Here is a 17,956-nt window from a genome sequence, read left to right on the forward strand (position 1 = left end):
GGACAGGTGGGCAGGGGGCACGTCGTGCCGGAAAGAACCAGAGCGGGGTACCGACCGGAGGAGGGGCGAGGGTGAGGGTTGGTGAGGAACTGCCGCCGCTGGAGATAGCGGTGACCCGCACTCTGATCGTCGCGGGCGCCGTCGCCTCCCGCGACTACCAGGATGTGCACCACGACGCGGAGGCCGCGCGGGAGAAGGGGTCTCCGGACATCTTCATGAACATCCTGACGACGAACGGCCTGGTGGGGCGGTACGTGACGGACTGTCTCGGCCCCGGGGCACGACTGCGTGCGGTGCGGGTCCGGCTCGGGGCGCCCAACTATCCGGGCGACACCTTGGTGCTCAGGGGGACGGTCACCGAGGCGGACGAAGCGGCGGGCACGGCGGAGATACGTATCGTCGGCGCCAACGGGATCGGGCACCACGTCACGGGCACGGTGAGAGTGGCACTCCCCACCGTGAACACGGCGAAGACCGCGGGCCGGGAGGCGGGCGCGTGAGCGTTCGCAGCGCCGACAGCCTCGGCGGACGGGCCGCCGTCGCCGGGATCGGAGCCACCGAGTTCTCCAAGGACTCCGGGCGCAGCGAGCTGAAACTGGCGGTGGAGGCGGTGCACGCGGCGCTCGCCGACGCGGGACTGAACCCCTCGGATGTCGACGGCATGGTCACTTTCACCATGGACACCAGCCCGGAGATCACCGTCGCGCAGGCGGCCGGAATCGGCGAGCTGTCCTTCTTCTCCCGGGTCCATTACGGCGGCGGCGCGGCCTGTGCGACCGTGCAGCAGGCGGCGCTGGCCGTGGCCTCGGGGGTGGCCGAAGTGGTCGTCTGCTACCGGGCGTTCAACGAGCGCTCGGGACGCCGCTTCGGTTCCGGCGTGCAGCGGCGCGAACCGTCCGCGGAAGGGGCGGCGATGGGGTGGGCCCTGCCCTTCGGGCTGCTCACACCCGCGTCGTGGGTGGCGATGGCGGCGCAGCGCTACCTCTACGCGTACGGGCTGACACCCGAGGCGTTCGGGCACGTCGCGGTCACCGGTCGACGGCATGCGGCTGGCAATCCGGCCGCGTACTTCTACGGGAAGCCGATCACGCTCGCCGACCATGCCGCCTCGCGATGGATCGTGGAGCCGCTGCGCTTGCTGGACTGCTGTCAGGAGACCGACGGCGGGCAGGCCATCGTGGTGACATCCGTCGAGCGGGCCCGGGACCTCGCGCAGCCGGCCGCGGTGATCGTCGCCGCGGCGCAGGGGGCGGGGCGCGGACAGGAGCAGATGACCGGTTTCTACCGGGACGGACTGACGGGGCTTCCGGAAGCGGGTGTGGTGGCACGGCAGTTGTGGCTCTCCTCCGGGCTCCGGGCAGCGGACATCGATGTGGCGGTCCTGTACGACCACTTCACGCCGTTCGTGCTGATGCAGTTGGAGGAGTTCGGTTTCTGCGCGCCGGGCGAGGCGGCCGACTTCGTGGCATCGGACGAGCTGCCGCTCAACACGCACGGGGGCCAGCTCGGAGAGGCATACCTGCACGGGATGAACGGGATCGCGGAGGCGGTCCGCCAGGTCCGGGGCACCTCGGTCAATCAGGTGCCGGGCGCGGCGCGGACATTGGTGACGGCCGGGACCGGGGTTCCCACATCCGGGTTGATCCTGGGGACGGATCGCTGACCGTACGGCGTGAGTCGTGGACTCCACGGCCGAATGGCCGTTAGCTCACCATATGTACCGAATGAGACTCTCTGCGTACGTACGACAATGGCCGCCCGGACGGGCGCTGGGGTTCGCGGGTGCGTTCGCCGCGATGCTCACCGCGCTCGTGCTGCCTCCCGTCGAAGCGTCGGCGGACAGTGTGCCGGTGGGAACGGCGGCGGCAGCGGACGACAACCGGTCGGTGGGTTTCGTGGAGGCGGGCGGCGGTCGGCCGACCCGGCCCGTGGTCGCTGCGGACGGCGGGCCCGCGACGGAGTTCCACCGGGTGGCGGCCGGTTCTGGCAAGCCCGTGCACTTCAACGGCTGGGGCTTCGACACCTGCGAAGCCCCTTCGCTCGCCACCATGAGGGCCTGGCGGCGCGCCTCCCCCTACCGGGCCGTCGGTATCTATTTCGGTGGTCGCGGTCGGGGCTGCCCGCGCCAGAAGAACCTGAACAAGCAGTGGATCACCGCGGTCGACCGGATGGGCTGGTTCCTGCTTCCGGTGTACGTCGGCTCCCAGTCGCCGTGCGTGCACGCCCGTGACAAGCGCAGGTACGCCATCGGCCGGGCCCCCTGGAACCAGGGCGTCCGGGAGGCGCGCGACGCCGTGAAACGCGCCCGCTGGCACCGCATGATTCCCGGCAGCACGCTGTACCTCGACATCGAGGCGTACGACCTGCGGAACAAGGCGTGCGCGCAGCGGACCCTGACTTTCGTGCGCGGCTGGAACCGCGAGATCCGCCGTCACCGCTATATCCCCGGCTACTACAGCAGCGCGAGCTCGGGAGTGCGGCACATGGAGTGGGCGCGCAAGGCCGGGATGAAGGACCTGCCCAGTGTGATGTGGTTCGCCCGCTGGAAGGTGCGGCCCTCCGTCCAGCACGAGCCGTCGCTGCACCGCCGTGCCTGGATGCCGCACCGTCGCATCCACCAGTATGTGGGCAACGTGCGTGAGACGCACGGCGGCCACCGGCTCAATATCGACCGCAACCGGGTCGACGCTCTGGTGGCCCGTACCTGGGAGTGAGGTCGGCCCCCGGGGCCGGCTCCGGGCCGTACCCGCGTCCGCACCCGGGGTGACCCTCAGGCGGAAGGCGTCCGACCCTGAGGGTCCCCGGGCGCCTCTCCACCTTCAGGAGGTGGGGCCCGCCCCACCCCTACAACCTGAGGCGGACATGGCTTCGGGACCTGGGGCCGATCCCCGGGACGGCCGTCGCTTCTAGCGTGGAACACATGACCACGCCTGTCTGCACCAGCGCATCCAAGGCCGCCACCGGGCATGCCGGGCACGCCGCCTCGTTCACCGGGTACCCGTCGTTCTCCAGCTACGTCCGGGCCCGCGGGCCGGTCCTGCTGCGCACCGCACGCTCGCTGACCGCGAACCCGTGCGACGCCGAGGACCTGTTGCAGACCGCGCTGACCAAGACGTACGTGGCCTGGGAGCGCATCGAGGACCACCGCGCCCTCGACGGCTACGTCCGCCGGGCGCTGGTCAACACCCGCACCTCGCAGTGGCGCAAGCGCAAGGTCGACGAGTTCGCCTGCGAGGAACTGCCCGAGCCGAGCAGCACCGGCTCCACCGCGGTGCCCGTCCAGGACCCCGCCGAACAGCAGGCGCTGCACGACGCGATGTGGCGCGCGGTCATGAAACTCCCCGACCGCCAGCGGGCGATGGTCGTTCTCAGGTACTACGAGGACCTGAGCGAGGTGCAGACCGCCGAGGTCCTCGGCGTCTCCGTCGGCACGGTCAAGAGCGCGGTCTCCCGCGCGCTGGGCAAACTCCGCGAGGACCCGGAGCTGATCCCGGCCCGCTGACGTCCGCTTCTCCTCCCCGCCCGGTCCACCCGCGGTTTCTTCTTCGATCACCTCCGGGTAGTGACATACCGCTGGGTATGTGCGCAGAATCGGCCAGACACGCACTGACGACGTTTCAGTGCCACGTGCCATTCGCGCGCCCACCGGGAGGACGCCGTGCTCAGCACCATGCAGGACGTATCGCTGACCGTGACCCGCATCCTGAAGCACGGGATGACCATCCACGGAAAATCACAGGTCACGACCTGGACCGGCGAGGCCGAGCCGGAGCGCCGCAGCTTCGCGGAGATCGGCGAGCGCGCCACCCGCCTCGCCAACGCCCTGCGCGACGAGCTGGGCGTCGTCGGCGACCAGCGGGTCGCGACCCTCATGTGGAACAACAGCGAGCACGTCGAGGCGTATTTCGCGATTCCCTCCATGGGTGCCGTCCTGCACACCCTCAACCTCCGGCTGCCCGCGGAGCAGTTGATATGGATCGTCAACCACGCCGCCGACCGCGTCGTCGTGGCCAACGGCTCGCTCCTCCCCCTTCTCGCCCCGCTCCTCCCCCACCTGCCGACCGTCGAGCACGTGGTCGTCGCCGGTCCCGGCGACCGTTCCCTCCTCGACGGGTGCACGCCGCGCGTGCACGAGTACGAGGAACTGATCGCGGACCGTCCCACGACGTACGACTGGCCGGAGATCGACGAGCGCTCCGCCGCCGCTCTCTGCTACACCTCGGGCACCACCGGCGATCCCAAGGGCGTCGCGTACTCGCACCGCTCGATCTACCTGCACTCGATGCAGGTCAATCTGGCCGAGTCGATGGGGCTGACCGACAAGGACACCACCCTGGTGGTCGTGCCCCAGTTCCATGTGAACGCGTGGGGGCTGCCGCACGCCACCTTCATGACCGGTATCAACATGCTGATGCCCGACCGCTTCCTCCAGCCCGCCCCGCTCGCCGAGATGATCGAGCGGGAGCGGCCCACGCACGCCGCCGCTGTGCCCACCATCTGGCAGGGCCTGCTCGCGGAGGTCACCGCGAACCCGCGCGACCTCAGCTCGATGTCCCAGGTCACCATCGGAGGGGCGGCCTGCCCGCCGGCCCTCATGGAGGCGTACGACAAGCTGGGCGTCCGGCTGTGCCACGCGTGGGGCATGACCGAGACGTCCCCGCTGGGCACGATGGCGCACCCGCCGTCCGGCCTCACCCCCGAGCAGGAATGGCCGTACCGCATCACCCAGGGCCGCTTCCCCCTGGGCGTCGAGGCCCGGCTCTCGGGGCCGGCGGGCGAGACGCTCCCGTGGGACGGCGAGTCCGCCGGTGAGCTGGAGGTGCGCGGCCCGTGGATCGCGGGGGGGTACTACGGAGGTGCCGGCGGCGAGGACTTCCGGCCCGACGACAAGTTCAGCGAGGACGGCTGGCTCCGGACCGGCGACGTCGGTGTGATCAGCCCGGACGGCTATCTGACCCTTACCGACCGGGCCAAGGACGTCATCAAGTCAGGCGGCGAATGGATCTCCAGTGTCGACCTGGAGAACGCGCTGATGGCACACCCCGAGGTCGCCGAGGCAGCGGTTGTCGCCGTGCCGGACGACAAGTGGGGCGAGCGCCCGTTGGCCACCGTCGTCCTCAAGGAGGGCGCTACCACCTCGTATGCCGAGCTGCGCGACTTCCTCGCCCGTTCAGTCGCCAAGTGGCAGCTGCCGGAGCGGTGGGCGCTGATCCCCACCGTGCCGAAGACGAGCGTCGGCAAGTTCGACAAGAAGGTGATCCGCAAGAGCTACGCGGACGGCAAGTTGGACGTCACGCAGCTGTAGTCGTGCGGCGGTGCGTCGGGCGGTGGGGTGTTTCACGTGAAACACCCCACCGCCCGCTTCCCGGGCGACTTCTGCTGCCTGTTTCACGTGAAACGTCGGCCGCCTGAGATCGGCTGGCGCGGGCGCAGGGAAGCTGGACCGCGAGGAAGCCGGCCACCGGAGGCAGCGGTCTCAGTTGGTGCCGATCTTCGCCAACAGGTCGACGATCCGGCCCTGCACCTCGGCACTCGTGGAACGTTCCGCGAGGAAGAGCACGGTCTCGCCCGAGGACAGCCGCGGCAGCTGGGACTGGTCGAGGCCGGCGGAGGTGTAGACGACCAACGGCGTTCGGTTCAACTGCCCGTTGGCGCGCAGCCAGTCGACGATGCCCGCCCTGCGACGGCGCACCAGCATCAGATCCATGACGACCAGATTCGGCCGCATCTGGGACGCGAGATGGACCGCCTCGGTGTCATCGGACGCGCGGGCGACCTGCATGCCGCGCCGCTCCAAGGTGGCTGTCAGCGCGAACGCGATCTCCTCGTGCTCCTCGATCAGCAGGACCCGCGGTGGGTGCTGCTCACTGTCGCGCGGGGCGAGAGCCTTGAGGAGCACCGCCGGGTCCGCGCCGTATGCGGCCTCTCGCGTCGCCTGCCCCAGACCGGCCGTAACCAGCACCGGGACCTCCGCCGCGACAGCCGCCTGACGCAACGACTGCAACGCCGTACGGGTGATCGGTCCGGTGAGCGGATCCACGAACAGTGCGGCCGGGAAGGCGGCGATCTGCGCGTCGACCTCCTCGCGGGAGTGCACGATCACCGGTCGGTAGCCGCGATCGCTGAGCGCCTGCTCGGTGGAGACGTCGGGCGCCGGCCAGACGAGAAGACGGCGTGGGTTGTCGAGCGGCTCCGGAGGCAGTTCGTCGTCCACGGGCCGCGGAACCGGCCGGTTCGCGACCTCCACGGCACCGTTGGGGCCGTCCAGCGGCTCGGGGCCCTCACTGCCCTCGTCAGGCGCGTCTATGGCGTACGCGCGGCCCTCGGTCGGCGTCTGGATCAGCTGCTGATGGGCGTGCTGGTGCGACTGCTGGTGCGGGGGCGGTGTCGGCTGGGCGGTCTGCGGATCGCCCTGGCGGACACCGGCCTGCTGCGCGCCGGGCTGCGCCGTGCCTGCTGGGCTGGGCCCGGCCTGAGTGCCCTGCTGCGGAACGACCGGTCCCTGTTGCGGGCTGCTCTGCGGGTGCGGGCGCGCGTTCCCCTCGGGAGTCGCAGCCGTCGGACGCTCGTCCGGGGAGGGCGTCGCCAGCTTGCGGCGACGGCCCGAGCCCAGGGTCTGGTTCTGCTGCTGGGTGAGGTGCTGGGCGAACGGCGCGCCCTGCCCCAGCGTCCGCACGCTGAAGGCGCGTCCCTGGGTCGAGTGCGTCGCCTCCGCGGGCAGCGGCTGCGGCTGTCCCTCGCTGTGCGGCTGTGCCTGCGGCAGGGGCAGCGGCTGCGGTGCCGGTACCGGATTGGCCACTTGTCCGGACGGCGTGGGCCAGCCGTTGTGCGCGGCGGACGCCGTCGGCCCCTGCTGCTGGCGGTGCGCGTCCTGCGGTACGTCGCCGGGCGGGGCGGCCATCGAGCGGTCGGCCTCGGCGGGCGGCAGCGCGAACGGGCCACGCGGGCTTTCGGCTTCGGCGGCGGGCGCGGTGGCCAGCGCACGACGCGCCCGCCGCCCACCGGCGGTTCCCTGGGACTGCCCCTGCGCCTGGCCCGTGCCCGGACCGTACGCCTGCCCCTGCTGCTGGGCCGCACCGGCGGACGCCAGGACCTGGCCGGAACCGGAGGTGTCCTGAGCGGAGACGCCCGGGGCTCCCGGGTCCGGGGTGTCCTGGTCGGGCTGCTCGACGCCGCCCGCCGGGGTGCCGCCGATGCCGCCGGGCATGGCGGAGGCGTCCGACCCCGGGGGACGCCGGTCGTGAGGGGCGGGAGCGGGGACCGAGCCGGTACGGGCGTCCGCGCCGTTACGGGGATGCCCCGCCCCCTGGGCGCTGCCGTAACCGTCCTCCACGCCAGTCCCGGACGCACCCGTGTCCCCTGAGCCCGTACCGGCCACGCTCTGCGGACGGGAAGCCGGAGCTTCGTGCGGAGAGGGTGCGGGCGGCAGTGCCGGCATCGGGCCGCCCGTACGGCGGGCTCGTCGGCCGGACGGCGGCTGCGTCTCGTCGGCGGGGGGCGGCCCCTGCGGCGGGACCCCGTGCGCACGCGCCTGCGGGGGCCCCTGCGGAGTGCCTTGGGGAACGCCTTGCGGAGGTACGGGCGCCCCCAGCGCCGCACGTTCCACCGCGCCCTCACCAGCCGTCACCACGGAACCCTCGGAGGGGTTGCGGAGCACCTCGGCGGAAGGGTCGCGAGGTACGCCGACGGGCACGCCCGCAGGCCCGCCGGACGACCGGGCAGGCCCCGCCAGCGCCAGCTCCTGCCCGCCGGGCAAGCCGCCCGCCCCGGGGGCGCGGCCCGCCCCGGGAGCGTCAGGGGAAACCGCAGCTCCGTCGCTGCCGCCCGGCCCCTCGTGTCCGGCTGCGCCATGAGTGGCGTCGCCGCCCGTCCCCGGACCCTCCGCCGGGCTCGGCCGTCCGCGCCTGCGGCCCGTGCCGCCGCCGCCCGCACCGCCCGAGCCTTCGCCCGTGCCCTGGGCCGGGATCAGTTCCTGCTGTTCGTCGCCGGGACCGCGTCGTGCCCGCCGCCGCCCGCTGGGAGCGGCCTGCGCGGCCTGTGCAGCCTGCGAGGACTGTGCAGCCTGCGAAGGCTGTGCGGCGTCCGTGGGCATGCTTCCGGGTCCGCTTCCGGGTGCCGAGCCCGCGCCCGCGGTGCCCCCCGGCAGGCCCGCGTCCAGGAACGCGTCGGTGGAGGCGCGTCGTCCCCGCCGTCCGCCGCCCTGTTGCACGGACGGCGCCGCCGGCTCCCCGCCTTCGGCCGAGGCCGCACCGGTACCCGTAGGAGAAGCGCTGCTCGTACCGGCCCCCGCCGGGCCGCCGGTGCGGGGGTCCCGATTCGAGGCTGGGCGGGCGGCGGCCGACACGCCGTCCGCCGCCGCAGCCTCCACGACTCCCGAGCCCGCGCCCAGCGGTACCTCCAGCACGTACGCGCTGCCGCTCATCCCGGGCACTTCGATCGTCTGGAGCATCCCGCCGTGCGCATCGACGATCCCGCGCACGATCGGCGCGTGGACCGGGTCGCCGCCCTCGTACGGTCCGCGCACCTCGAAGCGCACGACCTCGCCGCGCAGCGCCGCCGCCACCACGATCGTCGAGTCGACGTACCCCCCGGCTGCGGCGGCAGCGGGGGCCTTGCCCGTGGAGTCCACGCCCGCCACATCCGCGACCAGGTGGGCGAGGGCCGTTGCCAGCCGCCCGCCGTCCACCTCGGCCTCGATGGCGGGGGCGTGCACGGCGAACTGGGCGCGCCCGGGGCCGATCAGCTCGACCGCGCCCTCCACGGCCGCCCCGATGATTCCGTCCACCAGCACGTTCGTCTTGACCAGCGGCTCCGCGCCCGACGCCAGCCGCTGGAAGCCCAGCACGTTGTCGACCAGAGTCGTCATGCGCGCGTACCCGGCGGCCAGGTGGTGCAGGACCTGGTTGGCCTCGGGCCACAGCTGCCCGGCCGGGTCGGACGCCAGCGTGCCGAGCTCGCCGCGCAGCTCCTCCAGCGGCCCGCGCAGCGAGCCGCCCAGTACGGCGCTCAACTGGGCGTGCCGACCCGCCAGTTCCTCGTACCGCTCCTGTCCGAACGCGACCTCCGCGTCGTACCGTTCCCGCGTGGCGGCGAGTTCCTCGGCGTGCTGGGCCACCAGCTCGTCGTACGCCCGGCGGTCGGTGAACGTCATGACGGCGCCCACCAACTGCTCGCCGTCGCGCACCGGCGCGGTCGTCAGGTCGACCGGCACCGCCTTGCCGTTCTTCGCCCACAGCACCTGCCCGCGTACCCGGTGCTTTCGCCCGGACTTCAGGGTGTCGGCGAGCGGGGACTCCTCGTACGGGAACGGCGTGCCGTCGGCCCGCGAGTGCACGGCCAGCGTGTGCAGTTCCTTGCCGCCGAGATCGCTGGCCCGGAAACCGAGGATCTGCGCGGCGGCCGGGTTCGCGAGGACGATCCGCCCGTCGGTGTCGGTGCCCACCACGCCCTCGGACGCGGCGCGCAGGATCATCTCGGTCTGTCGCTGGGAGCGCGCGAGTTCGGCCTCGGTGTCGACGGTGCCCGAGAGGTCTCGTACGACGAGCATCAGCAGCTCGTCCCCGGTCAGCGAGGTGGAGCCGGTCGGCCGGTCCGCAGAGAAGGCGTCGCGCCCGTCCTCCAGGTTCGCGCTGGTCACCTCGACGGGGAACTCGGTCCCGTCGGTGCGGCGTGCGGTCATCCGGGTCGGCTTCGTACGTCCCTGCGCGTCCGCGTGGGCGGGCCGTCGCATCGAGCCCGGGATCAGCCTGGAGTCGAAGTCCGGCAGCAGGTCGAGCAGCCCGCGGCCGACCAGAGCGGTGCCGGGGGTCTCGAAGGTCTCCAGGGCGATGGTGTTGGCGTTGACGACGGTCCCGTTGCAGTTGACGAGCAGCAGCCCGTCGGGGAGGGCGTCGAGTATCGCTGCGAGGCGAGCAGCGCCTCGGGACGGCCTGCTGCTCACAACGACGGTTCCTTCCTGATTACTGCACCTTGCCCAGGCGATGCCGCCCGGTCGGCGACCCTCCGGCGGCCCAATTTTTCCCCCGGGTCCGCGCGTTGTCACTGGAAGGAGTCTAAAGGCTGGGGATACCGGCGTGACGGCGGACGAAAGGGAGCACCGGGCCGGACCGGAGCGCCGCCGGAAGTGGATCTCCCGCCGGATCGCCCGGACGGCCCCGGACGCTCCCCGCGACTCCTTCGGGCGCTTGCGCGGAACGACTACCCGAGGCGGGCCGGGGCACTCCCGCGGCCCGAGGAATCCCGCCCCGCGCGCGGCCGCAAGTGCTTTGCCCTGCGGCACCCTCGCCTAGTACCGTGGGGTGCGATTGGTGACACCGCGCAATGCTGTGCCATCATCTGCAACGCACCTACTCGCGATCGCGCAGGCGAACGCGGCTGGGTCGTGCTGGAGGCGTCGCCTAGTCCGGTCTATGGCGCCGCACTGCTAATGCGGTTTGGGTCTTAAAGCCCATCGAGGGTTCAAATCCCTCCGCCTCCGCCAGCACTCGAAGCCCCGGTCCACCAGGACCGGGGCTTCGGCCGTTCCCTGGGGTTCTCGCTCCAACGGCGACGGCCGGCGCATCCCGGAGCCGAGGCGGCGCGCCCGTCACTCGTCTGGGTGTTTTCGCAGGTCAAGCCAGGTGCGCGCAATGGATTTCGCATGACGGCGCAGGTCATGTAATGTTCTTCTTGCAACGCCGACGGGGCGGAAAACGGCCCGAAAGCACAGCGACAAGCACTCGTAGCTTAACGGATAGAGCATCTGACTACGGATCAGAAGGTTGCAGGTTCGAATCCTGCCGAGTGCACAGCCGAGAAGCCCCCCGGACATCGTCCGGGGGGCTTCTTTCATGTGCGGGTGGAGCTGGGGCCCGCGGTCGGGGCGCGGCGTTGTCAGTGGTGGCGGACACACTGGGGGCATGGAACGGCAGTGGCGCAGTGCGGGGGTGGGCTGGGCGGGGGGAGAGCCCGGACTGCGGTGGGAGCCGGGCGCGGGTGTCTCCGGGGCGGGCCCGGTCAGTCCGTTGTCGTACGGGGCGGCGTTCGGCGGCGGGAACGCGTACGGGCGGGAGATCGGCTTCCGGGTGGTCGGGGAGCGGCGGTGCGTGGGGGTGCGGGGAAACGCGTGCCCGTATGCGGCGGCGGTGGCGGGGCGGGCCACCCAGGCGCAGTGTGCGGACTGCGCGCGGCTGGACCGGTCGAGGTCGGTGGCGGCCGACACCATGGCTGATGATCCGCGTCCGTATGCCGTGTACCTGGCGTGGTTCGGGCCGGGGATGGTCAAGGTGGGGATCACCCGGGAGGACCGGGGGCCGGCGCGGCTGCTGGAGCAGGGTGCGGTGGCGTTCAGCCGGCTCGGACGGGGGCCGCTGATGGCCGCGCGCAGGTGCGAGGAGTTGCTGCGGGCGGGGCTCGGGGTGCCGGACCGGATCCCGTACGCGAGGAAGCGGGCGGTACGGGCGGCGCTGCCGGGTCCGGAAGAACGCGCGGCGGAGGTCGAGGCCTTGCACGCGCGTGCGGCGGGGCTGGCGGGGTGGCCGGAGGCGCTGGAGGTGGTGGCGTGCGAGGTGGTCGACCATGCGGGGGTGTTCGGGCTGGAGGGCTTGGCGGGGGCCGGGGGCGTGACGGGTGCGGTGCGGGAGCTGGTGACCGGGGGGAGTGTGGCGGGGCGGGTGGTGGCCGTGGCCGGGCCGGACCTGCATCTGGAGGTGGAGAGCGCGGGGGTGCCGGGTGTGGTGGTGGTGGACAGTCGGTTGTTGGCGGGGTGGGGGCTGGTGCGGGGGGATGCGGGGGGCGGGGTGACGGTGCCGGTGAAGTGGGTGGAGAAGGGGACGGAGGCGGGGGTGCAGGAGGGGTTGTTCTGAGGGGTGGAGTGAGGTGCGGGGCGGCTGGTGCTGGGGCGCGATGAGAGAGCCGTGTAGCCCATCGGGTGAACTTGGGTTTATTTCGCGCCAGTTGCCTTGACTCGTGTGTCAGCTTCCGGGGTGGAGGTGATGCTCGATGTACGAGCAGGAGAACGGGCCGTCGGAAGAGGCGACGGAGCAGAAGCGGGACGCGATCGACATTGGTGACTTCGTGTACGCGGCGACTGGTGCGCGAGTGCGGCGGGTGACGCTGCCGGACGGGGCTCATTGGTTCCCCGCGACGGACTTCGCGACTGGACTCGGCTACACGAACGTCAGGCAAGCGCTCATCCGGCACGTGTCGGAACGCAACCAGATGGCATTCGATGATCTTGAACGAAGTGTCTATAGAGCAGACACGTTGAGCAAGAATGCAGGTCACAAGCTCAAGAAGACCATCAAGATGGTGAACACCCAAGGGCTTGTTCAGCTTGTGAACGGCTGCACCAAACCGGAGTGCCAGCCGTTCAAGAATTGGGTGGCCGAGGTCATCGCGACCGTCCAGCGTGATGGTTCGTACTCTCTCGAACCGGCTCCGGTACAGCAGCCCGTTGCGACCGGCGGCACCGCGTACGTCATGCCGCCCGAGGTCATCGACGCGATTGTTCGACTGGAGGAGCGGAACCTGCGGGCCGACGAGGCGTTGTTGGCCATGCAGGCCGAGAGCGTCGGGCACGCGCGTCGCAGCAACGAGCTGCTGACGGAGGTGGTGAAGACCCAACAGTCCATGGCGGACGCCCTGCACCGGATCGCGCAGACGCTGGGCACCCTCGGTGCGCAGCGGCAGGACGCCGAGCGGGAACCCGAGGTCACCCCGCGGGAGCTTCTCGATGGGTGGCGGCGACGGAAGCTGGTGGTCACCGAGGACGTCCACGCGGTGGCGGCGTACATCGTGCCCGCGCTGATCGGCGGCGAGGCGCGGTACCGGCTCGAAGAGATCGCGGCGCGTACGGGGCTCTCCGCGGACCGGGTGCATGCGTGTCTGCGGATGCTGATCAAGCACCGGTGCATCCGGCAAGTTGGCTGTGCGCCGGACGGTGCGCCGGTTTACGTGCTCGTGTAGGCGGTGCAAGAACGGGCCCGAAGTCGCAAATCGAAGTTGCGGCTTCGGGCCCTGTCGTACCGTACCGGATGTCGCGTGATCTTGAACGAAGCGTCTATGGAGCAGACACGTCACGCAAGATCCCAGGTCAACCCCTGTGGATAACCTGCTGCTTCATGTACCGGTGTTGCGCACGTACCGTCCCGGCATGACGACGAGTGCAGACGAGACAGCACAGGTACGGGCCTTCTGGGGGCGGCTCGGGGTTCCCGGGTTGGTGGATGTGCATACGCACTTCATGCCCGGCCGGGTGCTGGAGAAGGTGTGGGCGTACTTCGATGCCGTCGGGCCGATGACCGGCGTCGAGTGGCCGATCACCTACCGGTACGAGGAAGAGGAACGGGTCGCGCTGTTGCGGGAGTTCGGGGTGGTGGGGTTCACCTCGATGATCTACCCGCACAAAACCGGCATGGCGCAGTGGCTGAACGGGTGGGGCGAGGAGTTCGCCGCGCGTACGCCGGGGTGTCTGCGGACGGCGACCTTCTTTCCGGAGGCCGGGGTCGAGGCGTACGTGCGGCGGGCCGTGGAAGGTGGGGCCCGGGTCTTCAAGTCGCATGTGCAGGTGGGGGCTTACGACCCCAACGACCCGTTGCTGGAGCCCGTGTGGGGGCTGCTTGCGGAGGCCGGGATTCCGGTGGTGATGCACTGCGGCTCGGGGCCGGCACCGGGGAAGTTCACCGGGCCGGGTCCCGTCGGGGAACTGCTGGCGAGGCATCCGCGGCTACGGCTGATCGTGGCGCACATGGGGATGCCGGAGTACGCCGACTTCCTGGGCCTGGCCGAGCGGTACGCCGAGGTGCGGCTCGACACGACGATGGCGTTCACGGACTTCAGTGAGCGGATGGCGCCGTTCCCCCAGGCCGAGTGGGGACGGCTGCGGGACCTCGGCGAACGGGTCCTGCTGGGAAGCGACTTCCCGAACATCCCGTACGGGTACCTGCACCAGTTGGAGTCGTTGGAGAGGCTCCAGCTGGGGGACGAGTGGCTGCGGGCGGTCTGTTACGGCAACGGGGCCCGGCTCTTCGGGATCGGGTGACCGCGTCGCCGTACGGGTGCCGCAAGCCGGTTGCGCCGCCTCGGTGGTTCCGTGCCCCCGTGTGTCCCGGCCTCCTGTTCCGCGTCGGCTAGAGGAGTGCCTTGGCCAGGGCCCGCCACTGCGCGCGAGGCAGGGCCGACTGCTCCTCGTTCGTCGGCAGGGCCTGGAGGGCCAGGTGGTCGGCGCCGGCCGCGTAGTACTCCTCGGCCTTCGCCCGTACGCGATCGGCGTCGCCCAGCGCGAAGAGGGCGTCGAGAAGGCGGTCGCTGCCGTTGTTCTCGAAGTCGGCATCGGCGAAACCGAGGCGAAGGAGGTTGTCGGTGTAGTTGGGGAGCGTGAGGTAGAAGCCGAGCATGGCGCGGGCGACCGTGCGGGCCCGGTCCAGGTCGGGTTCGAGGACGACGGTCAACTCCGGGGCGAGGAACGCGTCCGGGCCGAGGGCCTCGCGCGCCTGCGCCGTGTGCTCCGGGGTGACGAGGTACGGGTGGGCGCCCACCGCGCGGTCGCCCGCCAGGTGCAGCATCTTCGGGCCCAGGGCGGCCAGGACCCGGCGCTCGGCGGGGAGGGCGTCCGGGGCGGCGTCGAGCGCGTCCAGGTAGGCGACCATCGCCGAGTACGGGCGGGCGTACTGGGGGGCGAGCGCGTCGTGGCTCACGCCCAGGCCGAGCAGGAAACGGCCGGGGTGGCGAAACTCCAGGTCGGCGATCTGCGCTGCGACCGTCTCCGCCGTGTGCTCCCAGATGCTGAGGATGCCCGTCGCGACCTTGATGCGGCTCGTCGCTTCGAGCAGCGGTGCCGCGTCCTCAAGGGACGGGCTCCCACCGGACCACACCGTGCCGTACCCGAGGTCCTCCAACTCCGTGACGGCGTCGCTCAGTTCCAGTCGGCCCTCCGGGGTGGTCGGGCGGAGGGCGGCGCTCCAGATGCCGATGCGGCCGTACGTACGGGTGTGACGGGAGGCAGGTGCGTCGGAAGTCATGTGGGGGGAACGGGGGAGCCGGCGGACCTATTCCGCGAGTCCGGAACGGGTTGTCGCCCACCCGGCCCGAGCCGGTTTCTCAGCGGATTCACAGGGACGGGAAAGGGCGCTCTCACCGACCCCGCCCAGGGTGACCGTATGCGGACAGCGAATGGACCAGGGGCGGGCGGGACCCACAGAGGTACCCGCGGAAGCATCCACGGAAGCATGCCAGGCAGTACCCGCCGAAGCACCCGGAGCAGTGCACGTGCCGGTGTGCTCGGGGGTCCTCGCAGCGGTGGTCGCCGCAGCGTCGACAGCAGGATCGGCGGCGGCGACGTGCGGGTGCTGGTGGTGGACGGCGAGGCGGCGTTGGCCGAGTTGTTGTGCGGGGCGCTGCGGTGCGAGGGGTGGCGGACGCTCAGTGCCGGGGACGGCGCGGCGGCGGTGCGCGGGGCGCGGGAGTTCCGGCCGGATGCCGTCGTTCTGGACGTGCTGCTTGCGGACATGGACGGGCCGGCCGTACTGCGGTGCATACGTGAGGACCTGCCCGGGGTGCCGGTTCTGTTCCTGACGGCCAAGGACTCGGTGGAGGACCGTATCGCCGGGCTGACCGCGGGCGGCGACGACTGCGTGACCAAGCCGTTCAGCACGGAAGAGGTCGTGGCGCGGCTGCGGGGGCTGATCAGGAGGACCGGCGGGAGTGCGGCACAAGGGCACGGGCGCGTGCTCGCGCGGCCCGCGTCGGAACTGGTGGTGGGGGACCTGCGGCTGGACGAGGAGAGCCACGAGGTGTGGCGGGGCGATGTCGAAGTACGTCTCACGGCGACGGAGTTCGAACTGCTCCGGTTCCTGATGCGCAACCCGAGGCGGGTGCTCAGCAAGGCGCAGATCCTCGACCGGGTGTGGAACTACGACTTCGGGGGCCGGGCCAATGTGGTCGAGCTCTACATCTCGTACCTGCGCAAGAAGATCGACGCGGGGAGGGTGCCGATGATCCACACCCGGCGCGGGGCGGGGTACCTGATCAAGCCGGAGGGGTGAGGCGACGGGGCAAGGGGGCTCGGGGGCAGGGGGGCGAGGGCCAGGGAACTCGGGGCACGCCGGGGCCGCGGCCACGGGCGGGCGAGCGGCTTCGCGGGTGCCGCGGGTGAGGCGGGCCGAGAGAGATCCTGCGGGCCGGGACGCCATGGCTTCAGGACCGGGCACTGCCGGGGGAGCGGGCCTTGGCTGTTCTGTGCGACCGCCCGGCGGAAAACTCTTTTACGGCGTACAGGCGTCTCTTCTACGGTGTATATCGACCTACCCTTACACCGTAGAGGAGACTCGTATGACGGCGACGACCGCCGAGAACACGCCCGCCCCGCCCCTTCCCGGCGGCTCCCACCCGCAGCGCTGGCTGATCCTCGGCGTCATCTGTCTCGCCCAGCTCACCGTGCTGCTCGACAACACCGTTCTGAACGTCGCGATCCCCTCTCTCACCACCGAACTGCAGGCGTCCAGCACCGACATCCAGTGGATGATCAACGCGTACTCGCTCGTCCAGTCCGGGCTGCTGCTCACCGCGGGCAGTTCCGCCGACCGTTACGGGCGCAAGAAGATGCTGTCCGCCGGACTCGTGCTGTTCGGGCTCGGCTCGCTCGCGGCCGGGCTCGCCCAGACATCCGCCCAGCTCATCGCCGCGCGGGCGGGCATGGGGATCGGCGGAGCGCTGCTGATGACGACCACCCTGGCCGTGATCGTCCAGGTCTTCGCGGAGCACGAGCGGGTGCGGGCCATCGCGCTGTGGTCGACCGTCAGCTCCCTCGGGGTCGCGGCGGGCCCCCTGCTCGGCGGGCTCGTGCTCGACCACTTCTGGTGGGGAGCGATCTTCCTGATCAACATTCCGGTGGCCGTGCTCGCCCTCGTCGCCGTGCTCGCCCTCGTGCCGGAGTCGAAGAGCGGTGCCGGGGAGCGACCCGACCTGGTCGGCGCGCTGCTGTCCACCGTGGGCATGACGTCCGTGGTGTACGCCATCATCTCCGGGCCCGAGCACGGCTGGACCTCCGGACAGGTCCTGGTCGCGGCCGGTGGCGGAGCCGTCGTGCTGGCCGCCTTCGTGCTGTGGGAGCTGCGGAGCGAACACCCCATGCTGGACATGCACTTCTTCCGCAACGAGCGCTTCGTGGGAGCGGTCGCCGGCTCGATCCTGGTGGCCTTCGGCATGGGCGGGTCGCTGTACCTCCTCACCCAGCACCTCCAGTTCGTGCTCGGATACGCGCCGTTGGAGGCCGGACTGCGCATCGCGCCGCTCGCCGTCAGCGTCGTCGTGCTGAACGTGGTCGGAGTGGGCGCGCTGCTGCTGCGCAGGTTCGGCACACCCCGGACGATCGCGCTCGGCATGACGCTGATCGCGGCCGGGCTCGCGGGGATCGCCTTACTCGGGGGACGGAGCTACGAAGGGATGCTGGCGGGGCTGGTGGTGATGGGCGCGGGCATCGCGTTCGCGGGGCCCGCGATGGCCAACGCCATCATGAGCGCGATTCCGCCGGCGAAGGCCGGGGTGGGCGCCGGGGTCAACGGCACGCTGGCGGAGTTCGGCAACGGCCTCGGGGTCGCCGTCCTCGGCGCGGTCCTCAACTCCCGGTTCGCCGCGCTCTTCCCGGCGGCCGCGGGCGCGGTGTCGCTGCCCGTGGCGCTTGCTTCCGCGAACGGGGAAGTGGAACGGCAGCAGGTCCGGAACGCCTTCGCATCGGGTCTGCAGACCAGCCAGCTGGTCGGTGCGGCGGCGGTCCTGACGGGCGGGCTGCTCGCGGCGCTGCTGCTCCGGCGGGCGGAACGAAAGACTCCGGCCGCTCCGCCGCAGGCAGGGCCCTCCGTACCCGTACCGTCCGAGTAGGACGCGGCATACCATCGGGCGGGACGAACCGGAACAACACGGTCCGTCCCGCCTGCCGTCCCGTCGGTCGTCCCACCCGACGGGACAGAACCGAGGAGAG

Annotated in this window: 12 protein-coding genes and 2 tRNA genes; 12 read left to right on the plus strand and 2 right to left on the minus strand. The window is 71.4% G+C overall.

What is annotated here, in order from left to right:
• Positions 1-71 precede the first annotated feature (71 nt).
• The 5 genes from ACQPZG_RS17895 to ACQPZG_RS17915 all read left to right on the plus strand — a co-directional run bounded on the left by ACQPZG_RS17895 (position 72) and on the right by ACQPZG_RS17915 (position 5,305).
• Positions 72-500, plus strand: coding sequence for a MaoC family dehydratase (locus ACQPZG_RS17895; RefSeq protein WP_433546752.1), 429 nt, complete (start codon positions 72-74; stop codon positions 498-500).
• Positions 497-1,663 carry a lipid-transfer protein gene (locus ACQPZG_RS17900; RefSeq protein WP_433546753.1) on the plus strand — a complete coding sequence of 389 codons (1,167 nt, stop codon included), beginning with the start codon at positions 497-499 and terminating at the stop codon, positions 1,661-1,663. Before ACQPZG_RS17895 ends, ACQPZG_RS17900 begins: the two co-directional genes overlap by 4 nt.
• 61 nt (positions 1,664-1,724) lie before the next feature.
• The gene (locus ACQPZG_RS17905) at positions 1,725-2,714 is read left to right on the plus strand and encodes a DUF1906 domain-containing protein (RefSeq protein WP_433546754.1); all 990 of its coding nucleotides are present in this window, start codon (positions 1,725-1,727) and stop codon (positions 2,712-2,714) included.
• Between the two features lie 206 nt (positions 2,715-2,920).
• Positions 2,921-3,502 carry a SigE family RNA polymerase sigma factor gene (locus ACQPZG_RS17910; protein ID WP_433546755.1) on the plus strand — a complete coding sequence of 194 codons (582 nt, stop codon included), beginning with the start codon at positions 2,921-2,923 and terminating at the stop codon, positions 3,500-3,502.
• 156 nt (positions 3,503-3,658) lie between these two features.
• Positions 3,659-5,305 carry a long-chain fatty acid--CoA ligase gene (locus ACQPZG_RS17915; RefSeq protein WP_433546756.1) on the plus strand — a complete coding sequence of 549 codons (1,647 nt, stop codon included), beginning with the start codon at positions 3,659-3,661 and terminating at the stop codon, positions 5,303-5,305.
• 171 nt (positions 5,306-5,476) lie between these two features.
• Here ACQPZG_RS17915 and ACQPZG_RS17920 read toward each other — a convergent pair whose 3' ends face one another.
• A complete protein-coding gene (locus tag ACQPZG_RS17920; RefSeq protein ID WP_433546757.1) occupies positions 5,477-9,940 on the minus strand; it encodes a PAS domain-containing protein in 4,464 nt (1,487 codons plus the stop codon).
• 446 nt (positions 9,941-10,386) lie between these two features.
• On the opposite strand from ACQPZG_RS17920, the gene ACQPZG_RS17925 reads away from it, so the two are divergent.
• The 5 genes from ACQPZG_RS17925 to ACQPZG_RS17945 all read left to right on the plus strand — a co-directional run bounded on the left by ACQPZG_RS17925 (position 10,387) and on the right by ACQPZG_RS17945 (position 14,020).
• Positions 10,387-10,480: transfer RNA gene (locus ACQPZG_RS17925), tRNA-Ser, on the plus strand.
• 234 nt (positions 10,481-10,714) lie between these two features.
• Positions 10,715-10,787: transfer RNA gene (locus ACQPZG_RS17930), tRNA-Arg, on the plus strand.
• Positions 10,788-10,898: 111 nt separating this feature from the next.
• Positions 10,899-11,843, plus strand: a complete 945-nt coding sequence (locus ACQPZG_RS17935) for a DUF2797 domain-containing protein (protein ID WP_433546758.1) — start codon at positions 10,899-10,901, stop codon at positions 11,841-11,843.
• Positions 11,844-11,979: 136 nt separating this feature from the next.
• Positions 11,980-12,945 (plus strand): BRO-N domain-containing protein, encoded by a 966-nt coding sequence (locus ACQPZG_RS17940; RefSeq protein ID WP_433546759.1) that lies wholly within the window; start codon positions 11,980-11,982, stop codon positions 12,943-12,945.
• A gap of 187 nt (positions 12,946-13,132) precedes the next feature.
• On the plus strand, positions 13,133-14,020 hold the full coding sequence (locus tag ACQPZG_RS17945; protein WP_433546760.1) for an amidohydrolase family protein: 888 nt from the start codon (positions 13,133-13,135) through the stop codon (positions 14,018-14,020).
• An 88-nt stretch (positions 14,021-14,108) separates the two neighbouring features.
• Here ACQPZG_RS17945 and ACQPZG_RS17950 read toward each other — a convergent pair whose 3' ends face one another.
• Positions 14,109-14,999, minus strand: a complete 891-nt coding sequence (locus ACQPZG_RS17950) for an LLM class F420-dependent oxidoreductase (protein WP_433546761.1) — start codon at positions 14,997-14,999, stop codon at positions 14,109-14,111.
• Between the two features lie 207 nt (positions 15,000-15,206).
• Here ACQPZG_RS17950 and ACQPZG_RS17955 point away from each other — a divergent pair, with 207 nt between their 5' ends.
• Positions 15,207-16,022, plus strand: coding sequence for a response regulator transcription factor (locus tag ACQPZG_RS17955; RefSeq protein WP_433546762.1), 816 nt, complete (start codon positions 15,207-15,209; stop codon positions 16,020-16,022).
• Between the two features lie 286 nt (positions 16,023-16,308).
• Positions 16,309-17,856 (plus strand): MFS transporter, encoded by a 1,548-nt coding sequence (locus tag ACQPZG_RS17960; RefSeq protein ID WP_433546763.1) that lies wholly within the window; start codon positions 16,309-16,311, stop codon positions 17,854-17,856.
• The last annotated feature ends 100 nt before the right edge of the window (positions 17,857-17,956 follow it).

The organism is Streptomyces sp. CA-294286 (genome assembly GCF_050947155.1).
GTDB lineage: Bacteria > Actinomycetota > Actinomycetes > Streptomycetales > Streptomycetaceae > Streptomyces.

Excerpts from the sequence above, each read along its gene's own strand:
- ACQPZG_RS17905 (WP_433546754.1), top strand. The coding sequence starts at position 1,725 with ATGAGACTCTCTGCGTACGTACGACAATGGCCGCCCGGACGGGCGCTG.
- ACQPZG_RS17910 (WP_433546755.1), top strand. The coding sequence starts at position 2,921 with ATGACCACGCCTGTCTGCACCAGCGCATCCAAGGCCGCCACCGGGCAT.
- ACQPZG_RS17935 (WP_433546758.1), top strand. The coding sequence starts at position 10,899 with ATGGAACGGCAGTGGCGCAGTGCGGGGGTGGGCTGGGCGGGGGGAGAG.
- ACQPZG_RS17940 (WP_433546759.1), top strand. The coding sequence starts at position 11,980 with ATGTACGAGCAGGAGAACGGGCCGTCGGAAGAGGCGACGGAGCAGAAG.
- ACQPZG_RS17945 (WP_433546760.1), top strand. The coding sequence starts at position 13,133 with ATGACGACGAGTGCAGACGAGACAGCACAGGTACGGGCCTTCTGGGGG.
- ACQPZG_RS17950 (WP_433546761.1), bottom strand. The coding sequence starts at position 14,999 with ATGACTTCCGACGCACCTGCCTCCCGTCACACCCGTACGTACGGCCGC.
- ACQPZG_RS17955 (WP_433546762.1), top strand. The coding sequence starts at position 15,207 with ATGCCAGGCAGTACCCGCCGAAGCACCCGGAGCAGTGCACGTGCCGGT.
- ACQPZG_RS17960 (WP_433546763.1), top strand. The coding sequence starts at position 16,309 with ATGACGGCGACGACCGCCGAGAACACGCCCGCCCCGCCCCTTCCCGGC.